This is a genomic window from Shinella sp. (assembly GCF_035998705.1).
Classification (GTDB): domain Bacteria; phylum Pseudomonadota; class Alphaproteobacteria; order Rhizobiales; family Rhizobiaceae; genus Shinella.
Window position 1 is genome coordinate 91,858 of record NZ_DASYHH010000022.1, and the last position, 22,212, is coordinate 114,069.

General features: G+C 65.4%; 22 protein-coding genes. 9 read left to right on the forward strand and 13 right to left on the reverse strand.

Annotated elements, in window-relative coordinates; genetic code table 11:
• Window positions 1–181: 181 nt before the first annotated feature.
• The 5 genes from VGN93_RS17080 to VGN93_RS17100 form a co-directional block, all read right to left on the reverse strand.
• The gene (locus VGN93_RS17080) at window positions 182–724 is read right to left on the reverse strand and encodes an adenine phosphoribosyltransferase (protein WP_327508382.1); all 543 of its coding nucleotides are present in this window, start codon (window positions 722–724) and stop codon (window positions 182–184) included.
• Window positions 725–833: 109 nt separating this feature from the next.
• The gene (locus VGN93_RS17085) at window positions 834–1,712 is read right to left on the reverse strand and encodes a cytochrome c1 (RefSeq protein ID WP_319322732.1); all 879 of its coding nucleotides are present in this window, start codon (window positions 1,710–1,712) and stop codon (window positions 834–836) included.
• A gap of 24 nt (window positions 1,713–1,736) precedes the next feature.
• Complete coding sequence (locus VGN93_RS17090) at window positions 1,737–3,005, reverse strand: cytochrome b (protein ID WP_319322734.1); 1,269 nt, start codon at window positions 3,003–3,005, stop codon at window positions 1,737–1,739.
• A 14-nt stretch (window positions 3,006–3,019) separates the two neighbouring features.
• The gene (gene petA / locus VGN93_RS17095) at window positions 3,020–3,598 is read right to left on the reverse strand and encodes a ubiquinol-cytochrome c reductase iron-sulfur subunit (RefSeq protein WP_319322736.1); all 579 of its coding nucleotides are present in this window, start codon (window positions 3,596–3,598) and stop codon (window positions 3,020–3,022) included.
• A gap of 262 nt (window positions 3,599–3,860) precedes the next feature.
• Window positions 3,861–5,729, reverse strand: coding sequence for an ABC transporter ATP-binding protein (locus VGN93_RS17100; RefSeq protein ID WP_327508383.1), 1,869 nt, complete (start codon window positions 5,727–5,729; stop codon window positions 3,861–3,863).
• A gap of 228 nt (window positions 5,730–5,957) precedes the next feature.
• On the opposite strand from VGN93_RS17100, the gene VGN93_RS17105 reads away from it, so the two are divergent.
• On the forward strand, window positions 5,958–6,251 hold the full coding sequence (locus VGN93_RS17105; protein WP_327508384.1) for an addiction module antidote protein: 294 nt from the start codon (window positions 5,958–5,960) through the stop codon (window positions 6,249–6,251).
• Between the two features lie 39 nt (window positions 6,252–6,290).
• Here the strand turns inward: VGN93_RS17105 and VGN93_RS17110 are convergent, their stop codons facing one another.
• Window positions 6,291–8,144 (reverse strand): ABC transporter ATP-binding protein, encoded by a 1,854-nt coding sequence (locus VGN93_RS17110; protein WP_327508385.1) that lies wholly within the window; start codon window positions 8,142–8,144, stop codon window positions 6,291–6,293.
• A gap of 351 nt (window positions 8,145–8,495) precedes the next feature.
• Between VGN93_RS17110 and VGN93_RS17115 the strand changes: the two genes are divergently transcribed.
• Window positions 8,496–8,957 (forward strand): tRNA (cytidine(34)-2'-O)-methyltransferase, encoded by a 462-nt coding sequence (locus tag VGN93_RS17115; protein WP_327508386.1) that lies wholly within the window; start codon window positions 8,496–8,498, stop codon window positions 8,955–8,957.
• Window position 8,958: 1 nt separating this feature from the next.
• Here the strand turns inward: VGN93_RS17115 and VGN93_RS17120 are convergent, their stop codons facing one another.
• Complete coding sequence (locus tag VGN93_RS17120; protein ID WP_327508387.1) at window positions 8,959–10,167, reverse strand: MFS transporter; 1,209 nt, start codon at window positions 10,165–10,167, stop codon at window positions 8,959–8,961.
• Window positions 10,164–10,736, reverse strand: a complete 573-nt coding sequence (locus VGN93_RS17125; protein ID WP_327508388.1) for an NAD(P)H-dependent oxidoreductase — start codon at window positions 10,734–10,736, stop codon at window positions 10,164–10,166. Before VGN93_RS17125 ends, VGN93_RS17120 begins: the two co-directional genes overlap by 4 nt.
• 73 nt (window positions 10,737–10,809) lie before the next feature.
• Here VGN93_RS17125 and soxR point away from each other — a divergent pair, with 73 nt between their 5' ends.
• Window positions 10,810–11,271, forward strand: coding sequence for a redox-sensitive transcriptional activator SoxR (gene soxR, locus VGN93_RS17130; protein ID WP_327508389.1), 462 nt, complete (start codon window positions 10,810–10,812; stop codon window positions 11,269–11,271).
• Here soxR and VGN93_RS17135 read toward each other — a convergent pair.
• Both VGN93_RS17135 and VGN93_RS17140 read right to left on the reverse strand, forming a co-directional pair.
• Window positions 11,268–12,548 carry a hemolysin family protein gene (locus VGN93_RS17135; RefSeq protein ID WP_319322751.1) on the reverse strand — a complete coding sequence of 427 codons (1,281 nt, stop codon included), beginning with the start codon at window positions 12,546–12,548 and terminating at the stop codon, window positions 11,268–11,270. The genes soxR and VGN93_RS17135 overlap by 4 nt on opposite strands.
• 174 nt (window positions 12,549–12,722) lie before the next feature.
• Window positions 12,723–12,980, reverse strand: a complete 258-nt coding sequence (locus VGN93_RS17140; protein WP_327508390.1) for a hypothetical protein — start codon at window positions 12,978–12,980, stop codon at window positions 12,723–12,725.
• Between the two features lie 171 nt (window positions 12,981–13,151).
• Between VGN93_RS17140 and hemF the strand changes: the two genes are divergently transcribed.
• The 3 genes from hemF (at window position 13,152) to VGN93_RS17155 (ending at window position 14,754) form a co-directional block, all read left to right on the forward strand.
• Window positions 13,152–14,060, forward strand: a complete 909-nt coding sequence (gene hemF, locus VGN93_RS17145) for an oxygen-dependent coproporphyrinogen oxidase (RefSeq protein ID WP_327508391.1) — start codon at window positions 13,152–13,154, stop codon at window positions 14,058–14,060.
• A gap of 89 nt (window positions 14,061–14,149) precedes the next feature.
• Entirely contained in the window at window positions 14,150–14,401 is a 252-nt protein-coding gene (locus VGN93_RS17150) for a hypothetical protein (protein WP_327508392.1), read from the forward strand.
• 161 nt (window positions 14,402–14,562) lie between these two features.
• The gene (locus VGN93_RS17155; protein ID WP_069058059.1) at window positions 14,563–14,754 is read left to right on the forward strand and encodes a DUF1059 domain-containing protein; all 192 of its coding nucleotides are present in this window, start codon (window positions 14,563–14,565) and stop codon (window positions 14,752–14,754) included.
• A gap of 6 nt (window positions 14,755–14,760) precedes the next feature.
• Here VGN93_RS17155 and VGN93_RS17160 read toward each other — a convergent pair whose 3' ends face one another.
• From VGN93_RS17160 to VGN93_RS17170, 3 genes are read right to left on the reverse strand one after another with little or no spacing between them, the layout of a single operon-like run.
• A complete protein-coding gene (locus tag VGN93_RS17160; protein ID WP_327508393.1) occupies window positions 14,761–16,020 on the reverse strand; it encodes a CCA tRNA nucleotidyltransferase in 1,260 nt (419 codons plus the stop codon).
• Window positions 16,017–16,649 carry a CoA pyrophosphatase gene (locus VGN93_RS17165; RefSeq protein WP_327508394.1) on the reverse strand — a complete coding sequence of 211 codons (633 nt, stop codon included), beginning with the start codon at window positions 16,647–16,649 and terminating at the stop codon, window positions 16,017–16,019. Before VGN93_RS17165 ends, VGN93_RS17160 begins: the two co-directional genes overlap by 4 nt.
• Window positions 16,646–17,263 carry a DUF1285 domain-containing protein gene (locus tag VGN93_RS17170; RefSeq protein WP_327508395.1) on the reverse strand — a complete coding sequence of 206 codons (618 nt, stop codon included), beginning with the start codon at window positions 17,261–17,263 and terminating at the stop codon, window positions 16,646–16,648. The genes VGN93_RS17165 and VGN93_RS17170 overlap by 4 nt, the downstream gene beginning before the upstream one ends.
• A 193-nt stretch (window positions 17,264–17,456) precedes the next feature.
• On the opposite strand from VGN93_RS17170, the gene VGN93_RS17175 reads away from it, so the two are divergent.
• From VGN93_RS17175 to VGN93_RS17185, 3 genes are read left to right on the forward strand one after another with little or no spacing between them, the layout of a single operon-like run.
• Window positions 17,457–18,470 (forward strand): MoxR family ATPase, encoded by a 1,014-nt coding sequence (locus tag VGN93_RS17175; RefSeq protein WP_319322767.1) that lies wholly within the window; start codon window positions 17,457–17,459, stop codon window positions 18,468–18,470.
• A gap of 14 nt (window positions 18,471–18,484) precedes the next feature.
• A complete protein-coding gene (locus VGN93_RS17180) occupies window positions 18,485–19,405 on the forward strand; it encodes a DUF58 domain-containing protein (protein WP_319322769.1) in 921 nt (306 codons plus the stop codon).
• Window positions 19,402–22,212: a DUF4159 domain-containing protein gene (locus VGN93_RS17185; RefSeq protein WP_327508396.1), complete on the forward strand. Its 2,811-nt coding sequence runs from the start codon at window positions 19,402–19,404 to the stop codon at window positions 22,210–22,212. The genes VGN93_RS17180 and VGN93_RS17185 overlap by 4 nt, the downstream gene beginning before the upstream one ends.

The following is a 22,212-nucleotide window of genomic DNA, read 5'->3' on the forward strand; positions in this document are numbered from 1 at the left end:
GGTAGAGCAAGAGTTTACCCCCCTCTGCCCTGCCGGGCATCTCCCCCTCAAGGGGGGAGATTGGATGGGGCAATGTCTCGCCCTTCATCGGCGTCATATTGAAGTGGTGACGCTGCATCTAGCCGATCTCCCCCCTTGAGGGGGAGATGCCCGGCAGGGCAGAGGGGGTGAACCGTAAGCCTCAGTGCCCCTCGAACGCCACCAGTGTCCGCACTTCCACATCCAGCGCTTCGAGCTTCTTGCGCCCGCCGAGATCCGGCAGGTCGATGACGAAGCAGGCTGCGACGATGTCGGCGCCGATCTGGCGGAGCAGCTTCACCGCCGCCTCCGCCGTGCCGCCGGTGGCGATGAGGTCGTCGACGAGGATCACCTTCTCGCCGGGCTTGATGGCGTCCTTGTGCATTTCCATCTCGTCCACGCCATATTCCAGGCTGTAGGCGATGCGCACGGTCTCGTGCGGCAGCTTGCCCTTCTTGCGGATCGGCACGAAGCCGGTCGACAGCTGGTGCGCCATGGCACCGCCGAGGATGAAGCCGCGCGCCTCGATGCCCGCGACCTTGGCGATGCCGATGCCCGCATAGGGATGCACCAGCTCGTCCACCGCGCGGCGGAACGCGCGCTGATTGCCGAGCAGCGTGGTGATGTCGCGGAACATGATGCCGGGCTTGGGATAATCCGGAATGTTGCGGATCGCGGCGACGAGTTCGTTTTCGAGCGTGGACATTGGGATTCCCGACTGCGGAGGGCTTGTCCCCGGTTATTGCAGGTGAGGCGCCGGCCCTCAACAAAAAAGGCGGCCCGGAGGCCGCCTTTCATCCAAGCAGTCAGACTGCTCAGTGTTCCTTGTTTGCGTAGACCGACTTCTTCGTCAGGTAGATCAGGCCGGTGAAGATCACCAGGAAGATCATGACCATGAAGCCGGTGCGCTTGCGCTCTTCGAGATGCGGCTCTGCGGCCCACATCAGGAAGGCGGCGACGTCGTGCGCGTACTGGTCGACCGTCTGCGGCGAGCCATCGTCATAGGTGACCTGGTCGTCGGAGAGCGGCTTGGCCATGGCGAGCGCGGCGGCATTGGCGAAGTACGGGTTGAAGTGCGTGCCTTCGGCGACTTCGAGATGCGCCGGCTTCTCTTCGTCGTAGCCGGTCAGCAGCGAGTAGATGTAATCCGGCCCGCCGGACTGGTACTGCGTGAAGATGTCGAAGACGAACTGCGGGAAGCCACGGGTGATGCCGCGCGCCTTGGCGATCAGCGAGAAGTCCGGCGGCGCCGCACCGTTGTTCGAAGCGGCAGCCGCCTCGTGGTTGGCATAGGGCGACGGGAAGTGGTCGGACGGAACGGCCTTGCGGGTGAACATCTCACCATCGCTGTTCGGGCCGTCCTGCACTTCGTAATTCGCGGCGAACGCCTTGACCTGTGCCTCCGAGTAACCGAGGTCTTCCAGCGTGCGGAAGGCCACAAGGCTCATCGAATGGCAGGCCGAACAGACTTCGGTATAGACCTTCAGGCCGCGCTGGAGCTGGCCCTTGTCATACTTGCCGAACGGGCCGGCAAACGACCAGTCCTGTTCCTTCGGCTTATGCATCGGGTAGTGCGGCGTGGCGTGTTCCGCCTCTGCACCGGCGGCAGGCGCTGCCTCTTCCGCCGTGGCGAAGGAAACGCCGAGACCGGCGACGAGTGCGAGCGACAGAAGGCCTGCAACAAGCTTTTTCATTGTCATGGTTCCTAGTCCCCGCTCTCAGGCCTTGGCCAGTTTGGCGTTCTTCTTTTCCAGAACCGCTTCCGTGATCGAATTCGGAATGCGCTTCGGGGTCTCCACCAGGCCGAGGACCGGCATGATGACGAGGAAGAAGCCGAAGTAGTAGAGCGTGCCGAGCTGCGAGAGGATGACGTAGATGCCTTCTGCCGGCATGGCGCCGAGCCAGCCGAGCAGGATGGCGTTGGCCACGAAGATCCAGAAGAACAGCTTGTACCACGGGCGATAGACGGCGGAACGAACCTTCGACGTATCGAGCCAGGGCAGGAAGAACAGCACGATGATCGCGCCGAACATCACGAGGACGCCGCCGAGCTTCGAGTCGATCGGGCCGACATTGAAGGTGATGGCGCGCAGCATCGCGTAGAACGGCAGGTAGTACCATTCCGGAACGATGTGGGCGGGGGTCTTCAGCGGGTCGGCCGGAATGTAGTTGTCCGGATGGCCGAGATAGTTCGGCATGTAGAAGACGAACCAGGCGAAGATGATCAGGAAGACCGAGACGCCGAGAGCGTCCTTCAGCGTCGCATAGGGCGTGAAGGCGACGGTATCGGTCTTGGACTTCACCTCGACGCCGGTCGGGTTGGTCTGACCGGTGACGTGCAGCGCCCAGACGTGCAGGACGACGACGCCGGCGATCATGAAGGGCAGCAGGTAGTGCAGCGCGAAGAAGCGGTTCAGCGTCGGATTGTCGACCGCAAAGCCGCCGAGCAGGAACTGCTGGATCCACTCGCCGACCCACGGGAAGGCGGAGAAGAAGCCGGTGATGACCGTCGCACCCCAGAAGGACATCTGGCCCCAGGGCAGAACGTAGCCCATGAAGCCCGTCGCCATCATCAAGAGGTAGATGACCACGCCGAGGATCCAGAGGATTTCGCGCGGCGCCTTGTAGGAACCGTAGTAGAGGCCGCGGGCAATGTGCAGGTACACCGCGATGAAGAAGAACGACGCGCCGTTGGCATGCATGTAGCGCAGCAGCCAGCCGTGGTTCACGTCGCGCATGATCTTCTCGACCGAGTTGAACGCGACGGTGGTTTCGGCCGCATAGTGCATGGCCAGAACGATACCGGTCAGGATCTGCACGATCAGCATCACCGACAGCATGGCGCCGAAGGTGTAGGCATAGTTCAGGTTGCGCGGAACCGGGTAGGAGACGAAGCTGTCATGGATCATGCGCGGCAGAGGCAGGCGCGAGTCGACCCATTTTTCGATGCCAGTCGTCGGCTGGTAGGTGGAATGATCAGCACTCATTATCAGGTGTCCCCTCAACCGATCTTGATAACTGTGTCGGTAACGAACGCGAAGGTCGGCACAGCAAGGTTCTCGGGGGCCGGACCCTTACGAATACGACCAGCGGTATCGTAGTGAGAACCATGGCAGGGACAGAACCACCCGCCGAAATCGCCGGCCTGGCCGAGCGGAATACAGCCGAGATGGGTACAGACGCCGACCATGATGATCCAGTTTTCCTTGCCCGCGCCGGCCGAACGATCGAGGTCCGTCGCCTGGGCGTCGGTCGCGATATTGGCGTTGCGTGCAACCGGGTCCTTGAGGTCGCCAAGCTCGACGGCCTTGGCTTCCGCAACTTCCTGGTCCGTCCGGTTACGGATGAACACCGGCTTGCCGCGCCACTTGACGGTCAGGGACATGCCGGGCGTCAGGCTGGAGACGTCGACATCGATGGCGCCGAGCGCCAGCGTCGAGGCATCCGGCCGCATCTGGTCGATGAACGGCCAGGCAACCGCTACGCCGCCCACGACGCCAGCCATCCCGGTGGTCAAGTAAAGGAAATCGCGGCGAGTGGGCTCGCCCAGGGATTCGCTTGATGTATCGTGTTCGCTCACGGCTAAACCATCCTCTCACGCAATGTCTGCGGAAACCGCCACGCCCCTTTGAAACCGGTCAGATCCGGACACAATACGGCCATAGATTCCCCGTCAATCCGGCGCGTTCTATGCTTGATCGCAAATTATGTCCAGCCTTGGCAAGGGGAGGTGGGCACATTGTCGCGGGAAAAACGGGGCATCTTGACAAGCCACCCCCATCACCTTGAACATCCAGCGCTTCCCGTCTGAAAAGAGAGGCGTGAAACGACGCTTTGCGGCCCTATTGCGCCGCTTCCTCATGGCCGAGGAACCCGCCGGACTGGCGCGACCAGAGATCCGCATAGAGCCCGCCGCGCGAGACGAGCTCCGCATGCGTGCCCTCCTCCACAATGGAACCGCGATCCATGACGATCAGGCGATCGAGGGCGGCGATGGTGGAGAGACGGTGGGCGATGGCGAGCACGGTCTTGCCGCGCATCAGGCGTTCGAGATTCGACTGGATCGCCGCCTCGACCTCGCTATCGAGCGCCGACGTCGCCTCGTCGAGCACGAGAATCGGCGCGTCCTTCAGCATGACGCGGGCGATCGCGATGCGCTGGCGCTGGCCGCCCGAAAGCTTGACCCCGCGCTCGCCGACATGGGCGTCATAGCCGGTGCGGCCGCGCTGGTCTTCGAGAGACAGGATGAAATCGTGCGCCTCGGCCTTCTTCGCCGCCTCGATCACCTCGGCCTCGCTGGCATCCGGATTGCCGAACAGGATGTTGTCGCGGATCGAGCGGTGCAAAAGCGCGGTATCCTGGCTGACCATGCCGATATTGGCGCGCAGGCTCTCCTGCGTCACGCGCGCAATGTCCTCGCCGCCGACGAGAATGCGGCCGCCTTCCAGATCGTAGAAGCGCAACAGCAGGTTGACCAGCGTCGACTTGCCCGCACCCGAACGGCCGACGATGCCGACCTTCTCGCCCGGCCGGATCGACAGCGTCAGGTCGTCGATGACGCCGGACTGGCGGCCGTAATGGAAGCGGACGTTCTCGAACCGGATTTCCGGCCGCGTCACCTTCATCTCCGTTGCATCCGGCGCGTCGACGAGGCCGATCGGCTGGGAGATCAGGTCGGCGGAATTCTGGATCGTGCCGATATTGCGCATGATGCTGTTCAACTGCGTCATCAGCCGGTTGAGCAGGAAATTCAGCCGCAGTACCAGCGCCATGGTGAAGGCGACGGCGCCGGAGCTGGCAATGCCGCCGAGCCAGAGATGGATGGACAGCACCGCCATGGCGACGATCATCAGGCCGGAAACAAGCGCCATCGACGCCCGCACGCCGGTGAGGAAGCGCGTGAAGTTCAGCGTGGTCGTCTGGAAGATGTCGAAACCGTTGCGCATGTAGCGGTCGTTCGCGTCGTCGCGCCCGAACAGTTTTAGCGTCTGGATGTTGGAATAGGCATCGACCATGCGGCCGCTGAGCATGGACGCGGCTTCGGCGGTCTGGCGAGAATGTTCGCGGATGCGCGGCACGAAGTAGCGCGCGAGCACCGAGAAGACCAGGAGCCAGACGGCGAGCACGGCGGCGAGCCGCCAGTCGAGCCCGCCGAGCAAGACCAGCGTCGAGGCCGTGTAGATCGTCACGAACCAGATGCTTTCCATGAAGGAGGTGATGACGTCGCCGGTCGCCTGCCCCGCCGACCAGACCTTGGTGACGATTCGGCCGGAGAAATCGTTCTGGAAGAAGGAGAGCGACTGGCGCGCGACATGCACATAGGACTGCCAGCGCACCAGATTGTAGAAGCCCGGAGTGATGACCTGCTGGTCGACCAGCGCCGTCAGGAAGGTGATGACGAATCGCACGAGGCCGATGAGGCCGAGCATCAGGAGCAGTTCCGGCCCGTGCGCCGCAATCAGCCCGCTCCACCCGTCACCGGGCTTGACCGTTGCCAGAATATCGACCAGCCGCCCGACGAACCAGAACGTCGCCGCCTCGATGCCCGCCGTAATGCCGCCCAGCACCAGCATCGCCGCAAACGGCGCGTTGGCCTGGCTGACATAGAACCAGATGAAGGCGAGCAGCCCCTGCGGCGGTCGAAGGTCATCCCGCCGCGCAAAGGGCTGAATCCAGTTCTCGAACCAGGAGAAGAGCGTGCGGAAGATCATGCCTCCGATATAGGCGGTTTTGGGCGGGGGACAAATTAAAGATTGGAAAGGTGCCAAGGATATCCCTCGCTCCATCAATTCCCTTAATTTGCCAGGGCTGTAATATCTAAGTTACAATTTAGCCGGAGTGCGACGAGATCATCGTGCTGCTCTGCGGCGGCGACAAGGGGTCCCAGAAACGGGATATCGCGGCCGCCAAGACACTGGCGGCCCAACTGGACAACTGAGATGAACGAAACACTGCACAGCTATGATCCGGCAGAGGCTTTGACCTCCGACGAAGCTGTCGACGTCTTCATGAAGGACGCTTTCGAGAGCGGCGATGCCGGCTATATCGCGCACGCTCTTGGCGTCGTCGCGCGCGCCAAAGGCATGAGCAAGGTGGCGGAAGAAACCGGCCTCGCCCGGGAAGCGCTTTACCGGTCGCTCGCCAGCGACGGCAATCCGACCCTCAAATCCATGTTGACGGTCATGCGCGCCCTCGGCCTCGAACTGACGTCGAAACGCGCCGGCACGGAATGAAGACACCCCTTCTGCTGGAAAGGGGTGTCTTCTGTCCGGTTACTCCGCCGCCACTTCCGCTTCGGCGTCGTCGGCGATGAAGCCGCCGGACTGGCGGGCCCAGAGGTCGGCATAGATGCCGCCCTTGGCGACGAGTTCGGCATGGGTGCCGGTCTCGTGCAGATGGCCCTTTTCAAGCACGACGACCCGGTCCATCTCCGTCAGCGTCGAGAGGCGGTGGGCAATCGCGATCACCGTCTTGCCCTGCATGAGGGCGAAGAGGTTTTCCTGGATCGCCGCCTCGACTTCCGAATCGAGCGCCGAGGTTGCCTCGTCCAGCACCAGGATCGGCGCGTCCTTCAGGAAGACACGGGCGATCGCGATACGCTGGCGCTGGCCGCCGGAGAGTTTGACGCCGCGTTCGCCGACCTGGGCATCGAGGCCGGCACGGCCCTGCTGGTCGACGAGGCTTTCGATGAACTCCCAGGCATTCGCGCGCTTGGCCGCCTCGATGATCTCCGCATCCGTCGCTTCCGGCTTGCCGTAGGCAATGTTGTCGCGGATCGAGCGGTGCAGCAGCGAGGTATCCTGCGTCACCACGCCGATCTGCGAGCGCAGGCTGTCCTGCATGACCGTCGCGATGTCCTTGCCGTCGATCGTGATCTTGCCGGATTCGAGATCGTAGAACCGCAAGAGCACGTTCATCAGCGTCGTCTTGCCGGCACCGGAGCGGCCGACGAGGCCGACCTTTTCGCCGGCACCGATCGACAGCGACAGGTCCTCGATCACGCCCTTGTTCTTGCCGTAGTGGAAGCGGACGTGATCGAAGCTGATGGCACCCTTGGAAACCGGCAGCGGCGGCGCTTCGGGACCATCCTTGATGTCGTGCGGCTTGGTCATCATGCCCATGCCGTCATAGACCGTGCCGATATTCTCGAACAGCGCGGTCACTTCCCACATCACCCACTGCGACATGCCGTTGATGCGCATGGCAAGACCGACGGCCACCGCCACGGCGCCGACCGAAACGTCGCCCGCCATCCAGAAATAGATGCCGACCGCCGCGGTGAAGAACATCGTCACGACATTGTTGATGTCGATCGTGATGTTGAACAGCGTGATGAGCCGCATCTGCTTGTGCACGGTCTGCAGGAAGCCATCCATGCCTTCGCGGGCATAGGTTTCCTCCCGGCCGGCATGCGAGAACAGCTTGACCGTCGCGATGTTGGTGTAGCTGTCGACGATCCGGCCCGTCATCATCGAGCGCGCATCCGCCTGCTCGCGCGAGATCACCATGAGCTTCGGCACGAAATAACGCAGGATGCAGACATAGACCACGAACCACACGAGCAGCGGCACGACGAGACGCAGGTCCGCCGACGCGATGATCGCGATCATCGAGATGAAATAGCTGACGACATAGATGAAGACGTCGATGATCTTCATCACGGTCTCGCGCACGGCAAGCGCCGTCTGCATCACCTTCGTCGAGACGCGCCCGGCGAACTCGTTGGAGAAGAAGGTCATGCTCTGGCGGATCAGGTAGCGGTGCATCTGCCAGCGGGCGATCATCGGGAAATTGCCCGCGAGCGCCTGGTGCATGGTCATGGTGTGCAGCGCGCCCACGCCCGGAATGACGATGAGCAGCAGCGCCGCCATCCAGATCAGCGTCCCGCCCTCACGCGACAGGAACGTGTTCGGATCGCTGTTCGACAGCCAGTCGATGATGTTGCCGAGGAACTGGAACAGCAGCACTTCCGCGATGCCGAGCACCATGGAGCAGAAGCCGAGCACGAAGAGCCACAGGCCTGCGGGCCTGGTATAGTGCCAAAGGAAGGCGAAAAGGCCCTTCGGCGGCAGCGAGGGCGCCTCGGAAGGATAGGGATTCAAACGTCTTTCGAACCAGCCGAACATGGCTTTCTCCGTAATACATAAAGACGGAACCGAGACGGACGACGCAAAACGGCGCGGTCAGGAACGGAGTTCCGGCAGGACTGCCGCGCGGCGATGAAAAACGTCACACAGCGAATTGAATAAGGTATGCGGTGGGATTTTGTGCGGCGAGGCGCCTAAGCGAGAAGAGGCGTGATTCCAGCCGGGAGGCGCAGTCGATGCATGGTATCCATCATGATCCTCCCTCTTCTCGCGTTGTAGATGCGCCTTGGTTAGCCTGAAACGACGCAATTTGCCAGTGACTTTGTCGCAAATTCATCGCTCCGGCCAATTCTGTTGCCTTGTCGCCACATCTGGAATAGGCGACTGCCCATGTCCGCGCTCCACATCGCCCTTTACCAGCCCGATATTGCCGGCAATACCGGCACGATCCTGCGTTTCGCCGCTTGCCTCGGCCTCTCGGTCGACATCATCGAGCCGGCCGGCTTCGACATTTCCGACCGCAGCCTGAAACGCGCCGGCATGGACTACCTCGCCGCCGTGACGCTGACGCGACATGTCAGCTGGGAGCACTTCGAGGCGTGGCGGGCGGCAAGCGGCCGCCGCCTCGTGCTCGCCTCCACCAAGGCGGCGGAGCGCTACACGGATTTTGCCTACCGGCCGGACGACATCCTGCTTTTCGGCCGCGAAAGCGCTGGCGTGCCGGACCATGTGCATGACACGGCGCAGGGCCGGGTGCTCATCCCGATGGTCGAGGGCCAGCGCTCCATCAATGTCGCGCTCTCCGCCGCGATGATCTGCGGCGAGGCGCTGCGCCAGACGGGTTTCGCCTGACCTAGCCATGGCCCGGCCGCGCCAGCCGCAAGGCCGCGGCCGCGATGCCGAAGACCAGCACCACCGAGCCGACGATCATGTAAGCGCCGCCATAACCCGTGGCGGTGATCAACGGCTGCGAGACGAGCGGCGACAGGAACTGGCCGGCAAAGATGCTCGACACCAGCAGGCCCGAGATGCGGCCGCGCAGTGCCGGCGGCGCCAACAGCATGGCGGCTGCCGCGAAATTCGGCATGATCGTGCCCATGCAGACCCCCGAGACCGCCATGGCGGCCAGCACGCTGCCGTAGCTTTCCGCGCCCGAAAGCAGCAGGAACGACAGCCCTGCCGAGACGAAGCCGAGGCCGAAGACACCCATGATGCCGAGCAGGCGGCGGAACGGCGCGAAGGCGAGCGCGCTCACCACGCCGACGAGCTGGCCGGCACCGATCGCCGTGCCGGCAAGGCTGGGTGCGGCGAAGCCAAGCGATTCGAGATAGAAGGGAAGCTGCGTCGGGATCATGTAGAAGGCGATCATGTTGACGGCGGCGGCGAGGAACAGCAGGACGAGCAGCGCCGTCGTGCGCCCGTCGAGCCTGCCCTCCCCCGTGGCGGGACCGGCGGCGCGAACCCGGCGCGGCTCCGGCAGGAAGGCGAGTGCGGCCGGCACCAGCAGGATCGCCACAAAGTAGATGAAGAACGGCCCGCGCCAGTGCACTTCGGCGAGAAACCCGCCGCCCGTGAGAAAGATCGTGCCGCCGATGCCGACGAAGGCCTGTTGCAGGCCCATATAGCGATCGCGCGCCGGCCCTTGGAAGAAATCGCCGACCAGCGCCGTCGTCGCCGTCATGATGCCGCCGACGGCAAGGCCCAGCACCGCGCGTCCGACGAGCAGGCCGGGTAGCGTATCGAGGACGAGGCCGGAGGCACCCGCGACGGCGAACAGCCCGAGCGAGGCAAGCAGCAGCGGCTTGCGGCCGAAACGATCGACGAGGAAACCCGCTGCCGGGGAAAACAGCGCGATGAACATCGCCGGCAGCGTCAGCACCAGCCGGCTCAGCAGCGCGACATTCTCCACATCGGCAAACCGCGCGGCGATGCCCGGCAGCGAGGCGGAAATCGTCGCGCCCGACATGATGGTCAGCGTGCTGATGAAGAGCAGCGTCGCATTGCGCCGGCGTTCGTCGCGGGAACGGGCAACCTCCGCCGTCGCATAAAAGTCCGGCTTCATGCCGCCACCTCGTCGTAGCGCGTCGCGATGCGCGCCGCCTTCAGGGCATGCGCCCACCAGGAGAGCCGCTTCATCAGCACGGCAAGCTGGCCGTTGAGCTGGCCGGGGCGGAAGGGATTGCCGACCGGGTCGAACTGCGTCCAGGCATGCGCCAGGCTCACCGTTTCGCGGATTGCCACCGCGTGCAGCTCGGCAAAGACCAGCCGCAGCTGCTCGACGGCGCGCAGGCCGCCGGAAACGCCGCCATAGGAGACGAAGGCGATGGGCTTGGCATGCCAGGGCCGGAAGCAGCAATCGATGATCGCCTTCAGCGCCGCCGGATAGGCGTGGTTGTATTCCGGCGTGACGATGAGGAAGGCATCCGCCTGCGAGATCCGGCTTTCGACCAGCTCCGTCGAGGCCTCGTCGAGGCCGCCGGGCGTGAAGGTCAGCTCCAGCGGATCGATGCGGATGATGGTGTATTGCCCGAAGCCGGCCAGCGCCGGCTCCAGCCATCCCGCGATCGTATCGGCGAACCGTCCTTCGCGGCCGCTGCCATAGATGAGGGCGATGGTCAGTCTGTCTGTCATGCGGTTCGGCTCCATATTGGAAAAGCAGGGAGCCGCTGGTATAAAACCTCAAGCAAAGTTGAGGTCAACAGCGATGACGGAAAAAAGCGCGCGCGACGCCATCCCCCGGGAGCTCAGCGTCGGCGAGGTCGCCGAACGCAGCGGGGTGGCGGTGTCCACATTGCATTTCTACGAGACGAAAGGGCTGATCCGCAGCCAGCGCAACCGCGGCAACCAGCGGCGCTATCCGCGCAGCATCCTGCGCCGCGTCGCGGTCATCAAGGTGGCGCAGCGCACCGGCATTCCCTTGTCGGAGATTGCGGACGCGCTGTCCGTGCTGCCGCACGACCGGCCGCTGACGGCGCAGGACTGGCGCAAACTCTCTGAGACCTGGCACAGCCAACTCGACGAGCGAATCGCCCGCCTCACCAAGCTGCGCAACCAGCTCGACGGTTGCATCGGCTGCGGGTGCCTCTCCATGCAGGAATGTCCGCTGCGCAACCCGTGGGACACGCTTGCCGCCGAAGGCCCCGGGCCGCGGCTTCTGGAGCCTTAATCAAGCCGGGTGGCGAGCAGCTTATCGACGCGGCGGCCGTCCATGTCGACGACCTCGAAGCGCCAGCCCTGGGTTTCCGTGGCCTCGCCGGTCTTCGGCAGTTTCTGCAGCGATTCGATCACCATGCCGGCGGCTGTCTGGTAGCTGCGGCGGGCGGGCAGCGCCAGGCCCAGGCGGTCGGCCATCTCGTCGATCGGCATGGAACCGGCGATCAGCCAGGAGCCGTCCTCGCGCTGCACGGCATGTTCGTCGTCGCCTTCCTCGATATCGGCGCGGAAGACGCCGGCGATCGCCTCCAGCACGTCGGCAGGCGTGATGACGCCTTCGAAGTGGCCGTATTCGTCATGCACGAGCATCATCGGCACTTCGGAATTGCGCAGCTTGTCGAGCACCCGCATCGCATCCATCGTATCCGGCACGATCGGCGCCGGGCGGATGAAGCTGCGGATATCGAGCGGCTGGCCGGTCAGCAGCGCGGAGAGCAGTTCGCGCTTCTGCACGATGCCGACGATGGTCTCCGGTCCGCCATCGGCGACCGGCAGGCGGCCATGCTGGCTGTCGACGAGCTGCTGGTGGATTTCCTCCACCGTGTCGCCGAGGTCGATCCAGTCGACGTCGTTGCGCGGCGTCATGAGGCCGCGCGCCTCGCGGTCGGAAAAGCGCATGACGCCGGCGATCATCAGCTTCTCGCCGCCCTCGATGACACCGGCGGCCTCGGCCTCGGCGACGATCGTTCTGATCTCCTCGTCGGTGACGATGCTTTCGGCGACCTGGTGCTGGCCGAGCAGGCGGAAGATCAGCCGCGTCGATGCGTCGAGGATCCAGACGGCCGGCGCGCCGATCTTGGAAAGGAGCGACATGGCCGGTGCCACCAGTGCGGCGAAACGCTCCGGGTTCTTCAGCGCGATCTGCTTGGGTACCAGCTCGCCGACGACGACCGACAGATAGGTGATGAGGAAGATGACGATACCGTAGCCGAGCGGATCGGCCAGCCAGTCCGGCACGCCCTCGGCAAACAGGATGTCGCGCAGGCGGCTACCGAGTGCGGCACCCGAAAAGGCACCGGCGAGAACGCCGATCAGCGTGATGCCGATCTGCACGGTGGAGAGGAATTTTCCGGGGTTTTCCGCCAGCCGCAGCGCGGCGGCGGCACCGCGCGAGCCCTGCGCGGCCATGGTCTTCAGGCGCGGTTTGCGCGCGGAAACGATGGAAAGTTCGGAAAGGGCAAAGACCCCGTTGAGGAGGATGAGGAAGACGGCAATCGCGAGTTCGAACAAGGACTGTAAGCCGTGCTTTAGAACCGCAACGGCGCCTTTCTGTTGATGACGATGGCGGCAAGATAGGGGCGCGGCGGTCCGCCGTCAATCGAACTTCCCGCTCTTGGTGCCGTCAGGACGGAACAACGAGCATTTCGAGCAGGATATCCCGCAGCTCGCGATGGCGCATAAATCTCAGTCGGCGCTCGGCAAGCGGCGCATGGTGAACTCGATGCGATCGCCTTCCATCGCGCGCCAGCTCTCGACCTCGGTCCAGTAGGCGGCTTTCGGCCATTGGTCGAACCATTCGCGCGCCTTTTCCCGCGCCGCCTGCCGCTCGAGGCAGAAGGTCTCGCGCACGAAATGGCCGTCGCCCGCGGGTTTTTCGCGGCGGCGGCGCTCGATCTGGCGCCGGAGCCCCTCCATCGGGGGCGGACCGGGAACACGCGCCATGCAGAATTCCTCCTGGCAGCACATTCAATGGGATAAAGATAATCCGACGTCGCACGTTTTGCGAGTCCCGCCGTCCCCACCGATCGTGCTCGGCGGTTGCCAAATGGCGCAAAGTTGGGAACTGTGGCGAAAATGCGATTCGGCGGCGCTCCGCCGGCAGCGGGAAGCACCATGGAACGACCAGACCTGCCGAAAGGCCTGCCCGAGGATATCGAACACAAGAAGGCCGACGCCCGCGCCTGGTTCGAACATCTTCGCGACGCGATCTGCGCCAGCTTCGAGGCGCTGGAGGACGAGCTGGAAGGCCCGCTTTCCGACCTGCCGCCCGGCCGCTTCACCGCCAAGGACTGGCAGCGCCAGGACGACGGCGGCGGCGGTCGCATGTCGATGATGGAAGGCCGCGTCTTCGAGAAGGTCGGCGTGCACACGTCCACGGTCCATGGCGAATTCTCGCCGGAATTCCGCGGCCAGATTCCCGGCGCCGACGAGGATCCGCGCTTCTGGGCCTCCGGCATTTCGCTGATCGCCCATCCGGTAAACCCCAACGTGCCGGCCGTGCACATGAACACCCGCATGGTCGTCACCACCAGCCGCTGGTTCGGCGGCGGCGCGGACCTGACGCCGGTGCTCGACCGCCGCCGCGTGATGGACGATCCCGATACCCAGCTCTTTCACAAGGCGATGGAGATCACCTGCAACCGCCACCCGGTCGCAGACCACGGAAAATTCAAGGACTGGTGCGACGACTACTTCTTTCTGAGGCACCGCAACGAGCCGCGCGGCACCGGCGGCATCTTCTACGACTGGCTGCATTCGCCGGAAGAGCTGGGCGGCTGGGAGGCGGACTTCGCCTTCACGCAGGATGTCGGCCGCGCCTTCGCCATGGTCTATCCGCGCATCGTGCGCTCGAATTTCAACAAGGGCTGGACGGAGGAAGACCGCGACGAGCAGCTCGTGCGCCGCGGCCGCTACGTCGAGTTCAACCTGCTCTACGACCGCGGCACGATCTTCGGCCTGAAGACCGGCGGCAATGTCGATTCGATCCTCTCGTCGCTGCCCCCGGTGGTGCGCTGGCCGTGAAATAACGGTGGGCAATACGGCCTTGTGATTAACGGCCCTACCCCTTTCGTGGTATCTTGCTCCCGCATGATCTCACGGAGGAGGTTATCATGACAGTCGCGACACAGCATGCGGCAACGGCGGGCATCGACCCGCAATCCGCCGATTTTCTCGACCGTTTTGCAGAAACCATGCGCGTCGAAAGCGGCGTGGACCTTCCACATTCCTATTTCGTCGAAGAAGCCCGGCGGCGCATTGCCGGCGGCACGGTCCATCATCTCGCCGACCACCACACGAAACCGGAACAGTTGCAGTCATCCGCCTGCTTCGACGCCTGGGCGAAGGACGAAGACGCCGCCTGACGGCGTTCTGAACGACCCTCGAATATTCCTCGCCCGGTGCGGAACCCCGGGCGGGCTTTTCCGTTTCCCACGACGGCTCTTTCAGCCGCGGGCCCGGTCCCGGTTTGGCCGATCGGGCCTCTTCTGCTACACTGGTCCCGTTGAAACGACAGGAGATAGTCATGAGACTTTTTGAATGCGGTTCACTCGTACCCGGATGCGACTGGCATACGCGGGCCAATGACGACGCCGAAGTCGTGCGCCGCGCCGTCGAGCACATGCGCACCGCGCATGGCGAGACGATGATCCGGGAAAGCACCGTCGATCATATCAAGGAACGCATCGTCGACGAAAAAGCCGCCGACGCCGCGTGACATTTCTCAGCCTTCCTTGACGAGGGCTTCCAGCCGGGCAAGCAACTTTGCCCGGCCCTCATGGAAGTTGCCCGCTACCCATTCCTCTTCGATCGCCGACAGCACCGTGCCGACCTTCGGCCCGGCCGGAAGTCCGGCCGCAAGCACATCCGCGCCGTTCAGCGGGAAGGACGGTTTTTGCCATTTCTGCACCCGCGCCAGCAGCCGCTGGCAGAGGCCGGCGAAAGCCAGCGCATCGGCATCCCCGAGGCCCCGCGCCCGGGCACCGGCGAGCGCCAGTTTCAGCCGCATCGTCAGCCCCTGCGGCCCATTGCGATAGAGCAGTCGATCGAAGGCCGTCTCGGCCAGTCTCGGCGGGATTTCCGGCGCGGAAGCCCAATAATCGAGCGTCGCCGCCTCCGCTTTCGACAGGCGCAAGCGCTCGGCGAGCCCCTTCAGCCGCGCGCGGTCCGGCGGCACCATGGCGGCAAGCCGCAGCAGCGCGTCCGGCGTCCAGCCAAAGGCCTTTTCGGCATCGATCAGGCCGGGAATGGCGTCGATGCCCCACTTTTCCGTCTCGGGCAGGATTTCGGTGAGCACGCCCGCCTGCCGCATCCAGAGCAGCGCGCGGCCCGGATCGGGTGCCGCCAGCAGCTTCTTCGTCTCCGACCAGACCCGCTCGGCCGAGAGTTTTCCGAGCTTGTCCTTCGCCCGCGCGCAGGCCTTCAGGCCTTCGGCATCCGGCCGCCCGCCGCCATAGAGCGCAAAGAAGCGGAAGAAGCGCAGGATGCGCAGGTGATCTTCGGCGATGCGCGTCGCGGCATCGCCGATGAACCGCACCGTGCGGCTCTCGATATCCGGCAGGCCGCTCACCAGATCGACGACGATGCCCTCTGCGGTGGCGTAGAGCGCATTGATGGTCAGGTCGCGCCGCTCGGCATCCATCTGCCAATCCGCGCCGAAGGCGACCTCGGCGTGCCGCCCGTCGGTCGCGACGTCCCGGCGCAAGGTCGTCACCTCGAAGGGTTTTCCGTCGATCACCAGCGTCACCGTGCCATGCTCGATGCCGGTCGGCACCGCCTTGATGCCGGCGGCAAACGCCCGCTCGACCACCACCTCCGGCTTCAGCGTCGTGGCAATGTCGACATCGGCGACCGGCAGGCCCATCAGGCTGTTGCGCACGGCACCGCCCGCCACGCGCCCCTCGCCGCCGTCGCTGTTGAGCAGCGCCAGCACGCGCACCAGCGCCGGATCGGTAAACCACGCCTCGCCCGAAACAGAGGTCATGCATAAAGCCTTTCATAGATCACCCGCACGATGCCGGCGGTGATGCCCCAGATGTTCCGCCCCTCATAGGGCAGGCGATAATAGTGCCGCTCGGCCCCGAGCCAGACGCCGCTGCCGCGTTCGTGGTTGCGCGGGTCCATCAGGAAAGAGAGCGGCACGTCGAACACCGCCTCCACCTCCGTCGGATTGGCGATCAGCTCGAAACCCGGCTGCACCACCGCCAGAACCGGCGTGATGGAGAAACCGGACAGCGCCTTGTATTGCGGCAGGCGGCCGACCGGCTCGACGAAACGGCGGTCGAGGCTGATCTCCTCCTCCGCCTCGCGCATCGCCGCCGCCTCCACGTCCGCGTCGTCGTCATCGACCGCCCCGCCCGGAAAGGCGATCTGGCCGGAATGTTTGCGCATGGTCGTCGTGCGCTGCGTGAAGATGACACGCGCCTCCTCGCCGTCGTCGACGACGGGGATCAGCACGGCGGCATCACGCAGTTGCATGCCTTCGAGATGGGGAATGACCGAGGGATTGAGCAGGCTGTCGCCATGGTCGCGCCAGCTCTCGTCGCCGAGCGTCAGGGTCTGCTGCATGGCCCGGCGGCGGAAGTCCGCGGCGCTGTAGGGTGGAACACTCATCGGGAAAGCTGATCCAGTTCGGCCGCCGGCATGACCGGGAAAACCACGCCGCCGGAGCGCAGCGCGAACATCGCCACGCCGTCGATCTCGATCGTCTCGCCGAGCTCGACCAGCTCGTACATCACCGCCCGCGAGACCAGCGCCTCCAGCCGTCCGCGAATGAGAAGATACGGCTTCAACTCATTGTTTTCACCGGCAATCACGAAACGCAGCGCATGCTCAGCCCCCGCCTCCACGACATCGCCGACATTGGTGCGGAAGGTCAGCGTCTGCGCCTCCCCCTCGCCCGCCGCATTCATCTCGACCGCCAGGAACGGCGCATCGACGACGCGAATGCCGACGCGCTCGACCGGCGTCACCAGATAGGTCTTGCCGTCCTCGTCCCGGCGCAGCACCGTCGAGAACAGCCGCACCAGCGGCGCCCGGCCGATCGGCGTGCCCATGTAGAACCAGGTGCCGTCGGCGCGGATCTCCATGTCGATGTCGCCGCAGAACGGCGGGTTCCAGCGCTCGACCGGCGGCAGGCCGCGCCCGCCGGTTTCCGCGGCTGCCCGCGAGATCAAGGCGGCCAGTCCCGCCGCGTCGCTGCTATCGCGAATTTCACCCGTTGCCATTGTTCCGTCCCGGTTGAACCCTATCTCCGCGAGAGGCCTTCTGTTGAGGAAAGGGTGGATACAGTCCTTTCTCACGAGATAGTCATTCCGTGGCCGCTTGTCAGCCACAGGTGAGCTAATAAGCTCTCGATGAAGCATGCGAACATGGCAAAGCCACGATTCGTGTTACGTTGAACCGACACTGGAGACGACCATGGGCGTTCAGAATTCCCCCGAGGCAGGCCTGGACGAAAAGGCGGTCATCGCCGCCGCCGAGCGCGCGCTCTCCGACATTGCCATCATCCGCCAGGAAGTGGGCAAGGTGATCTTCGGCCAGGAAAGCGTGGTCGAGCAGACCATGCTCGCGGTGCTCTCCGGCGGCCATGCGCTCTTGGTCGGCGTGCCGGGCCTCGCCAAGACCAAGCTGGTCGCCACGCTCGGCACCGTGCTCGGGCTTGCCTCCAGCCGCATCCAGTTCACGCCCGACCTGATGCCCTCAGATATCCTCGGCTCCGAAGTGATGGACCAGGACGAGAACGGCAAGCGCTCCTTCCGCTTCGTGCCCGGCCCGATCTTCACGCAGCTTTTGATGGCCGACGAGATCAACCGCGCCTCGCCGCGCACCCAGTCCGCCCTGCTCCAGGCCATGCAGGAATATCACGTCACGGTCGCCGGCCAGACCAACGACCTGCCGAAACCCTTCCATGTGCTCGCGACGCAGAACCCGCTGGAGCAGGAAGGCACCTATCCGCTGCCCGAAGCCCAGCTCGACCGCTTCCTGTTGCAGGTCGACGTCGATTACCCGGAACTCGCCGCCGAACGGCAGATCCTGCTGGAAACCACCGGCGTACGCGAGGCGCATGCCAGTGCGGCGATCTCGGCCGAACGGCTCATCGAAATCCAGACCCTCATTCGCCAGATGCCGGTCAGCGAAAAGGTGCTCGACGCGATCCTCTCGCTGGTGCGCTCCGCCCGCCCCGGCAATGGCGTCGCCGGCACCGACAAGCACGTCGCCTGGGGTCCAGGCCCGCGCGCCGGCCAGGCGCTGATGCTCTGCGCCCGCGCCCGTGCGCTCTACGAAGGCCGGCTTGCGCCCTCCGTCGACGACGTGCTGGCGCTGGCCGAACCCGTCTTGCAGCACCGCATGGCGCTGACGTTCGGTGCGCGGGCGGAGGGCATGTCGGTGCGTGACGTCATTGCAGGCCTGGTCCGGCAGGCGGGCGGCTGAGCGGAGCAAAGAGCATGGCGTCCGTCGGCCAGATCGTCCAACCGACCCCCACCCGCGAGGTGCTCTCGCGGGCACAGGCCCGGGCTGCCCTCATTCCCGATTGCATGGTCGAGGCGCAGCGCCTCGCCAACACCGTCATCGCCGGCTGGCACGGCCGCCGCAAGCGCGGCATCGGCGAGAATTTCTGGCAGTTCCGCCCCTATGTCGACGGCGAAAGCCTGTCGCGCATCGACTGGCGCCGCTCGGCGCGCGACGACCACACCTATGTGCGCGACCGCGAATGGGAGGCAGCCCATACCGTCTGGATCTGGGCCGATCTTTCCCCCTCGATGATGTACAAATCCACCTTCGGCAGCGTTTCCAAGGAAAGCCGTGCGCTCGTGCTACTGCTGGCGCTTGCCGAAATCCTCGCCCGCTCCGGCGAGCGCATCGGCTGCCCCGGCATCATGGAGCCGATCGCCGCGCGCAACGCCGCCGAACGCCTGGCGACCGCGCTGATGCATAACGGTACGACCGGCGGCCTGCCGGAGACCGGCATGATCCGCGGCAACAGCGACATCGTGCTGATCGGCGATTTTCTCGATCCCGTCGAAGACGTGATGGACCGGCTCGGGCCGCTTGCCCGCCGCGGCCTGCGCGGCCATGTCGTCGAGGTTGCCGACCCCGCGGAGGAGGTATTCCCCTATGTCGGGCGCACCGAATTCACCGATCCGGAATCAGGCCAAAAACTCACTGCCGGCCGCGCGGAAACGCTGAAGGACGAGTATGCCCGCGCCTATGTCGCGCGCCGCGAGGCGCTTGCCGACAATCTGCGCCATCTCGGCTGGAGCTTCGTGCCCCACCGCACCGACCGGCTCGCCTCCGAGGCGCTGGTCGCCGTGCACATGTATCTGTCCGGCATGCCGGCGATGAAGACGGAGGGCCGCGGCCGATGAGCGCTTTCGCCTTCGCCTTTCCCGCCGTTCTCACAACCCTCGTGCTGCTGCCCGTCATCTGGTGGCTGCTGCGCCTGACGCCGCCCAAACCGCTCGTCGAGGTCTTCCCGCCCTTCGCTATCCTCGCTTCCATCATGAAGCGCGAGGAAACGCCGGCGCAGAGCCCCTGGTGGCTGACGCTGCTGCGCATGCTGATGGCCGCCGCCATCATCTTCGCCATCGCCGATCCGGTCTTCAACCCGCGCACCAACACGCTCGCCAGCACCGGCCCGCTGGTGCTCGTCGTCGACAACAGCTGGGCATCCGCCACCGACTGGCAACGCCGCGTCGATACCGCGTCGACGCTCATCGACGATGCGGAAAGCCGCGACGTGCCGATCGCGCTGGTGCTGACCGCCGATCGCCAGCACGACGCCGTGCCGGTCGATGCCGCCACCGCCCGCAATCGCCTCGCCGCCGCCGAACCCCGGCCGCTGCCCGCCGACCGCGCCGCCGCCATCGCATCGCTCAGCACCGCGCTCGACGGCACCGCGCCGGGCACCATCGCCTTCATCAGCGACGGCATGGCGACCGGCGAGACCGACGAGACGGTTGCCGCCCTGCAAGCGCTCTCGCCCGCCGAATTCCGCATGATCCAGGGCGACGGCGCCGCCGCCGTCGCCATCACCGCCGCCACGAACGGCGCCGATGCGCTGTCCCTGACGCTCACCCGGCTCGAGGGCGGCGCGGCGCAAAGCCTGCCGCTGACGGCGCACGATTCCCGCGGCCGGCCGATCGCAACCGGCACGGCCGATTTCGCAGCCGGCAGCACGACCACGACCGGCACGATCACCGCCCCCTTCGAACTGCGCAACGATTTCGCCCGCGTCACCATAGACGGGCTCGCCAATGCCGGCGGCACCTACCTGCTCGACGACGGTTTCCGCCGCCGCCGCGTCGCCTTCCTCTCCGGCGAGGTGGTGGATGCGAGCCAGCCGCTGCTCTCGCCGCTGCACTATATCAACCGCGCGCTCGCCCCCTATGCCGACCTGATCGAGCCGAGCGTCGCCGATCTTTCTGTGGCGATCCCCGAACTGCTCGAACAGAACCCCTCCGTGCTGATCATGGCCGATATCGGCCGCCTGCCGGAGGATGCGCAGGACGAGGTTCGCCGCTGGATCGAGGCGGGCGGCATGCTGATCCGCTTCGCCGGCCCGCGTCTTGCCGCCGCCCCCGCCGACGATCCGCTGGTGCCGGTGCTGCTGCGCAAGGGCGAACGCGCGCTCGGCGGCGCGCTGTCCTGGTCGGAGCCGCAGCCGCTTTCCGCCTATCCGCAGAACAGCCCGTTCTTCGGCATGCGCGCTCCCGAAAACATCCTCATCAAGCGCCAGGTCCTCGCCGAACCGACACCGGACCTGGCAGAGCGCACCTGGGCCGGCCTTGCCGACGGCACGCCGCTGGTGACCACCGGCCCGCTCGGCTCCGGTCGCCTGGTGCTCTTCCACATCAGCGCCGAAACCGGCTGGTCCAACCTGCCGCTCTCGGGCGATTTCGTCGAAATGCTTCGCCGCACCGTGCAGCTGTCGCGCGGCGGCGGGGTCTCGACCAGCGATGGCGAACAAAGCCCGGGCCTGCCGCCCTACCGCCTGATGACGGCGAACGGCACGCTTGCCGCCGCCACCGGCGAGGCCAAACCGCTCGCAGCCAGCGACGGCACGCGCCGGATCGCAAGCTTCGACAACCCGCCCGGCCTCTACGGCACGGAGGACGGTTATGTCGCCCACAACCTCTTCCCGCCGGGCCACGAAATCCGCCCGCTCATGGTCGCCGAGGGCACGTCGGTCCTGCGCGAACCGCTGGCCGGCAGGGAGACCTGGTCGCTGAAACCGCATCTCTTCACGCTCGCGGCTCTGCTGCTTCTGGCAGACTGCGCCATCGTGCTCTTCATCGGCGGCGCCTTCGCGGCCGCCGTCCGCCGCAGGCCGGCGCGCGGCGCCGCCGCCGCCCTTCTGCTGGCGCTCTTTGCCGGGGCGCTCCTGGCGCTTCCCTCGGAAAGCCGGGCGGACGATGCCAAGCCCGGCGACGAGGCGATCCTGTCGCGGCTCGACACGACACATATCGCCTATGTCGTCACCGGCGAGGGCGAGGTGGACCGGATTTCCGAACGCGGCCTCGCCGGCCTCACGGAATTCCTCACCTACCGCACGACGCTGGAGCCCGGCCAGCCGGTCGGCGTGGACATTTCCAAGGACGAGCTCTCGCTCTACCCGATCATCTACTGGCCAGTCAGCGCCACGGCCGCGATGCCGTCGAGCGCCGCGATCAGCCGCATCGATGCCTATATGCGCAATGGCGGAACGGTGCTGTTCGATACGCGCGACCAGTTCGTCTCGCTCAACGACACGGCGACGAGCCCGAACACCGAGCGCCTCCAGGCGATCCTCGCCAATCTCGACATTCCGCCGCTGGAGCCCGTGCCGGCCGACCACGTCCTGACCAAAGCCTTCTATCTGCTTGCGAATTTCCCCGGCCGCTATGCCGGAAGCCCGCTGTGGATCGAGGCCGAACTCGACCGCGCCGAAGACCCGACCCGCCCGGCGCGCGCCGGCGACGGCGTCTCGCCGATCATGATCACCGGCAACGACTTTGCCGGCGCCTGGGCGATCGACGCCAATGGCATGGCGCTCTTGCCGACGGTGCCGCCGGACGAGGTGCAGCGCGACCACGCCTTCCGCGCCGGCGTCAACATCATGATGTACATGCTCACCGGCAACTACAAGGCGGACCAGGTGCACGTGCCCGCCCTCCTCGAACGGCTGGGACAATGA

What these genes read in the sequence shown, in the direction of transcription:
- VGN93_RS17080 (WP_327508382.1), bottom strand. Translation starts at nt 724, where the DNA reads ATGTCCACGCTCGAAAACGAACTCGTCGCCGCGATCCGCAACATTCCG.
- VGN93_RS17085 (WP_319322732.1), bottom strand. Translation starts at nt 1,712, where the DNA reads ATGAAAAAGCTTGTTGCAGGCCTTCTGTCGCTCGCACTCGTCGCCGGT.
- VGN93_RS17090 (WP_319322734.1), bottom strand. Translation starts at nt 3,005, where the DNA reads ATGAGTGCTGATCATTCCACCTACCAGCCGACGACTGGCATCGAAAAA.
- VGN93_RS17100 (WP_327508383.1), bottom strand. Translation starts at nt 5,729, where the DNA reads ATGATCTTCCGCACGCTCTTCTCCTGGTTCGAGAACTGGATTCAGCCC.
- VGN93_RS17105 (WP_327508384.1), top strand. Translation starts at nt 5,958, where the DNA reads ATGAACGAAACACTGCACAGCTATGATCCGGCAGAGGCTTTGACCTCC.
- VGN93_RS17110 (WP_327508385.1), bottom strand. Translation starts at nt 8,144, where the DNA reads ATGTTCGGCTGGTTCGAAAGACGTTTGAATCCCTATCCTTCCGAGGCG.
- VGN93_RS17115 (WP_327508386.1), top strand. Translation starts at nt 8,496, where the DNA reads ATGTCCGCGCTCCACATCGCCCTTTACCAGCCCGATATTGCCGGCAAT.
- VGN93_RS17120 (WP_327508387.1), bottom strand. Translation starts at nt 10,167, where the DNA reads ATGAAGCCGGACTTTTATGCGACGGCGGAGGTTGCCCGTTCCCGCGAC.
- VGN93_RS17125 (WP_327508388.1), bottom strand. Translation starts at nt 10,736, where the DNA reads ATGACAGACAGACTGACCATCGCCCTCATCTATGGCAGCGGCCGCGAA.
- soxR (WP_327508389.1), top strand. Translation starts at nt 10,810, where the DNA reads ATGACGGAAAAAAGCGCGCGCGACGCCATCCCCCGGGAGCTCAGCGTC.
- VGN93_RS17140 (WP_327508390.1), bottom strand. Translation starts at nt 12,980, where the DNA reads ATGGCGCGTGTTCCCGGTCCGCCCCCGATGGAGGGGCTCCGGCGCCAG.
- hemF (WP_327508391.1), top strand. Translation starts at nt 13,152, where the DNA reads ATGGAACGACCAGACCTGCCGAAAGGCCTGCCCGAGGATATCGAACAC.
- VGN93_RS17150 (WP_327508392.1), top strand. Translation starts at nt 14,150, where the DNA reads ATGACAGTCGCGACACAGCATGCGGCAACGGCGGGCATCGACCCGCAA.
- VGN93_RS17155 (WP_069058059.1), top strand. Translation starts at nt 14,563, where the DNA reads ATGAGACTTTTTGAATGCGGTTCACTCGTACCCGGATGCGACTGGCAT.
- VGN93_RS17160 (WP_327508393.1), bottom strand. Translation starts at nt 16,020, where the DNA reads ATGACCTCTGTTTCGGGCGAGGCGTGGTTTACCGATCCGGCGCTGGTG.
- VGN93_RS17165 (WP_327508394.1), bottom strand. Translation starts at nt 16,649, where the DNA reads ATGAGTGTTCCACCCTACAGCGCCGCGGACTTCCGCCGCCGGGCCATG.
- VGN93_RS17170 (WP_327508395.1), bottom strand. Translation starts at nt 17,263, where the DNA reads ATGGCAACGGGTGAAATTCGCGATAGCAGCGACGCGGCGGGACTGGCC.
- VGN93_RS17175 (WP_319322767.1), top strand. Translation starts at nt 17,457, where the DNA reads ATGGGCGTTCAGAATTCCCCCGAGGCAGGCCTGGACGAAAAGGCGGTC.
- VGN93_RS17180 (WP_319322769.1), top strand. Translation starts at nt 18,485, where the DNA reads ATGGCGTCCGTCGGCCAGATCGTCCAACCGACCCCCACCCGCGAGGTG.
- VGN93_RS17185 (WP_327508396.1), top strand. Translation starts at nt 19,402, where the DNA reads ATGAGCGCTTTCGCCTTCGCCTTTCCCGCCGTTCTCACAACCCTCGTG.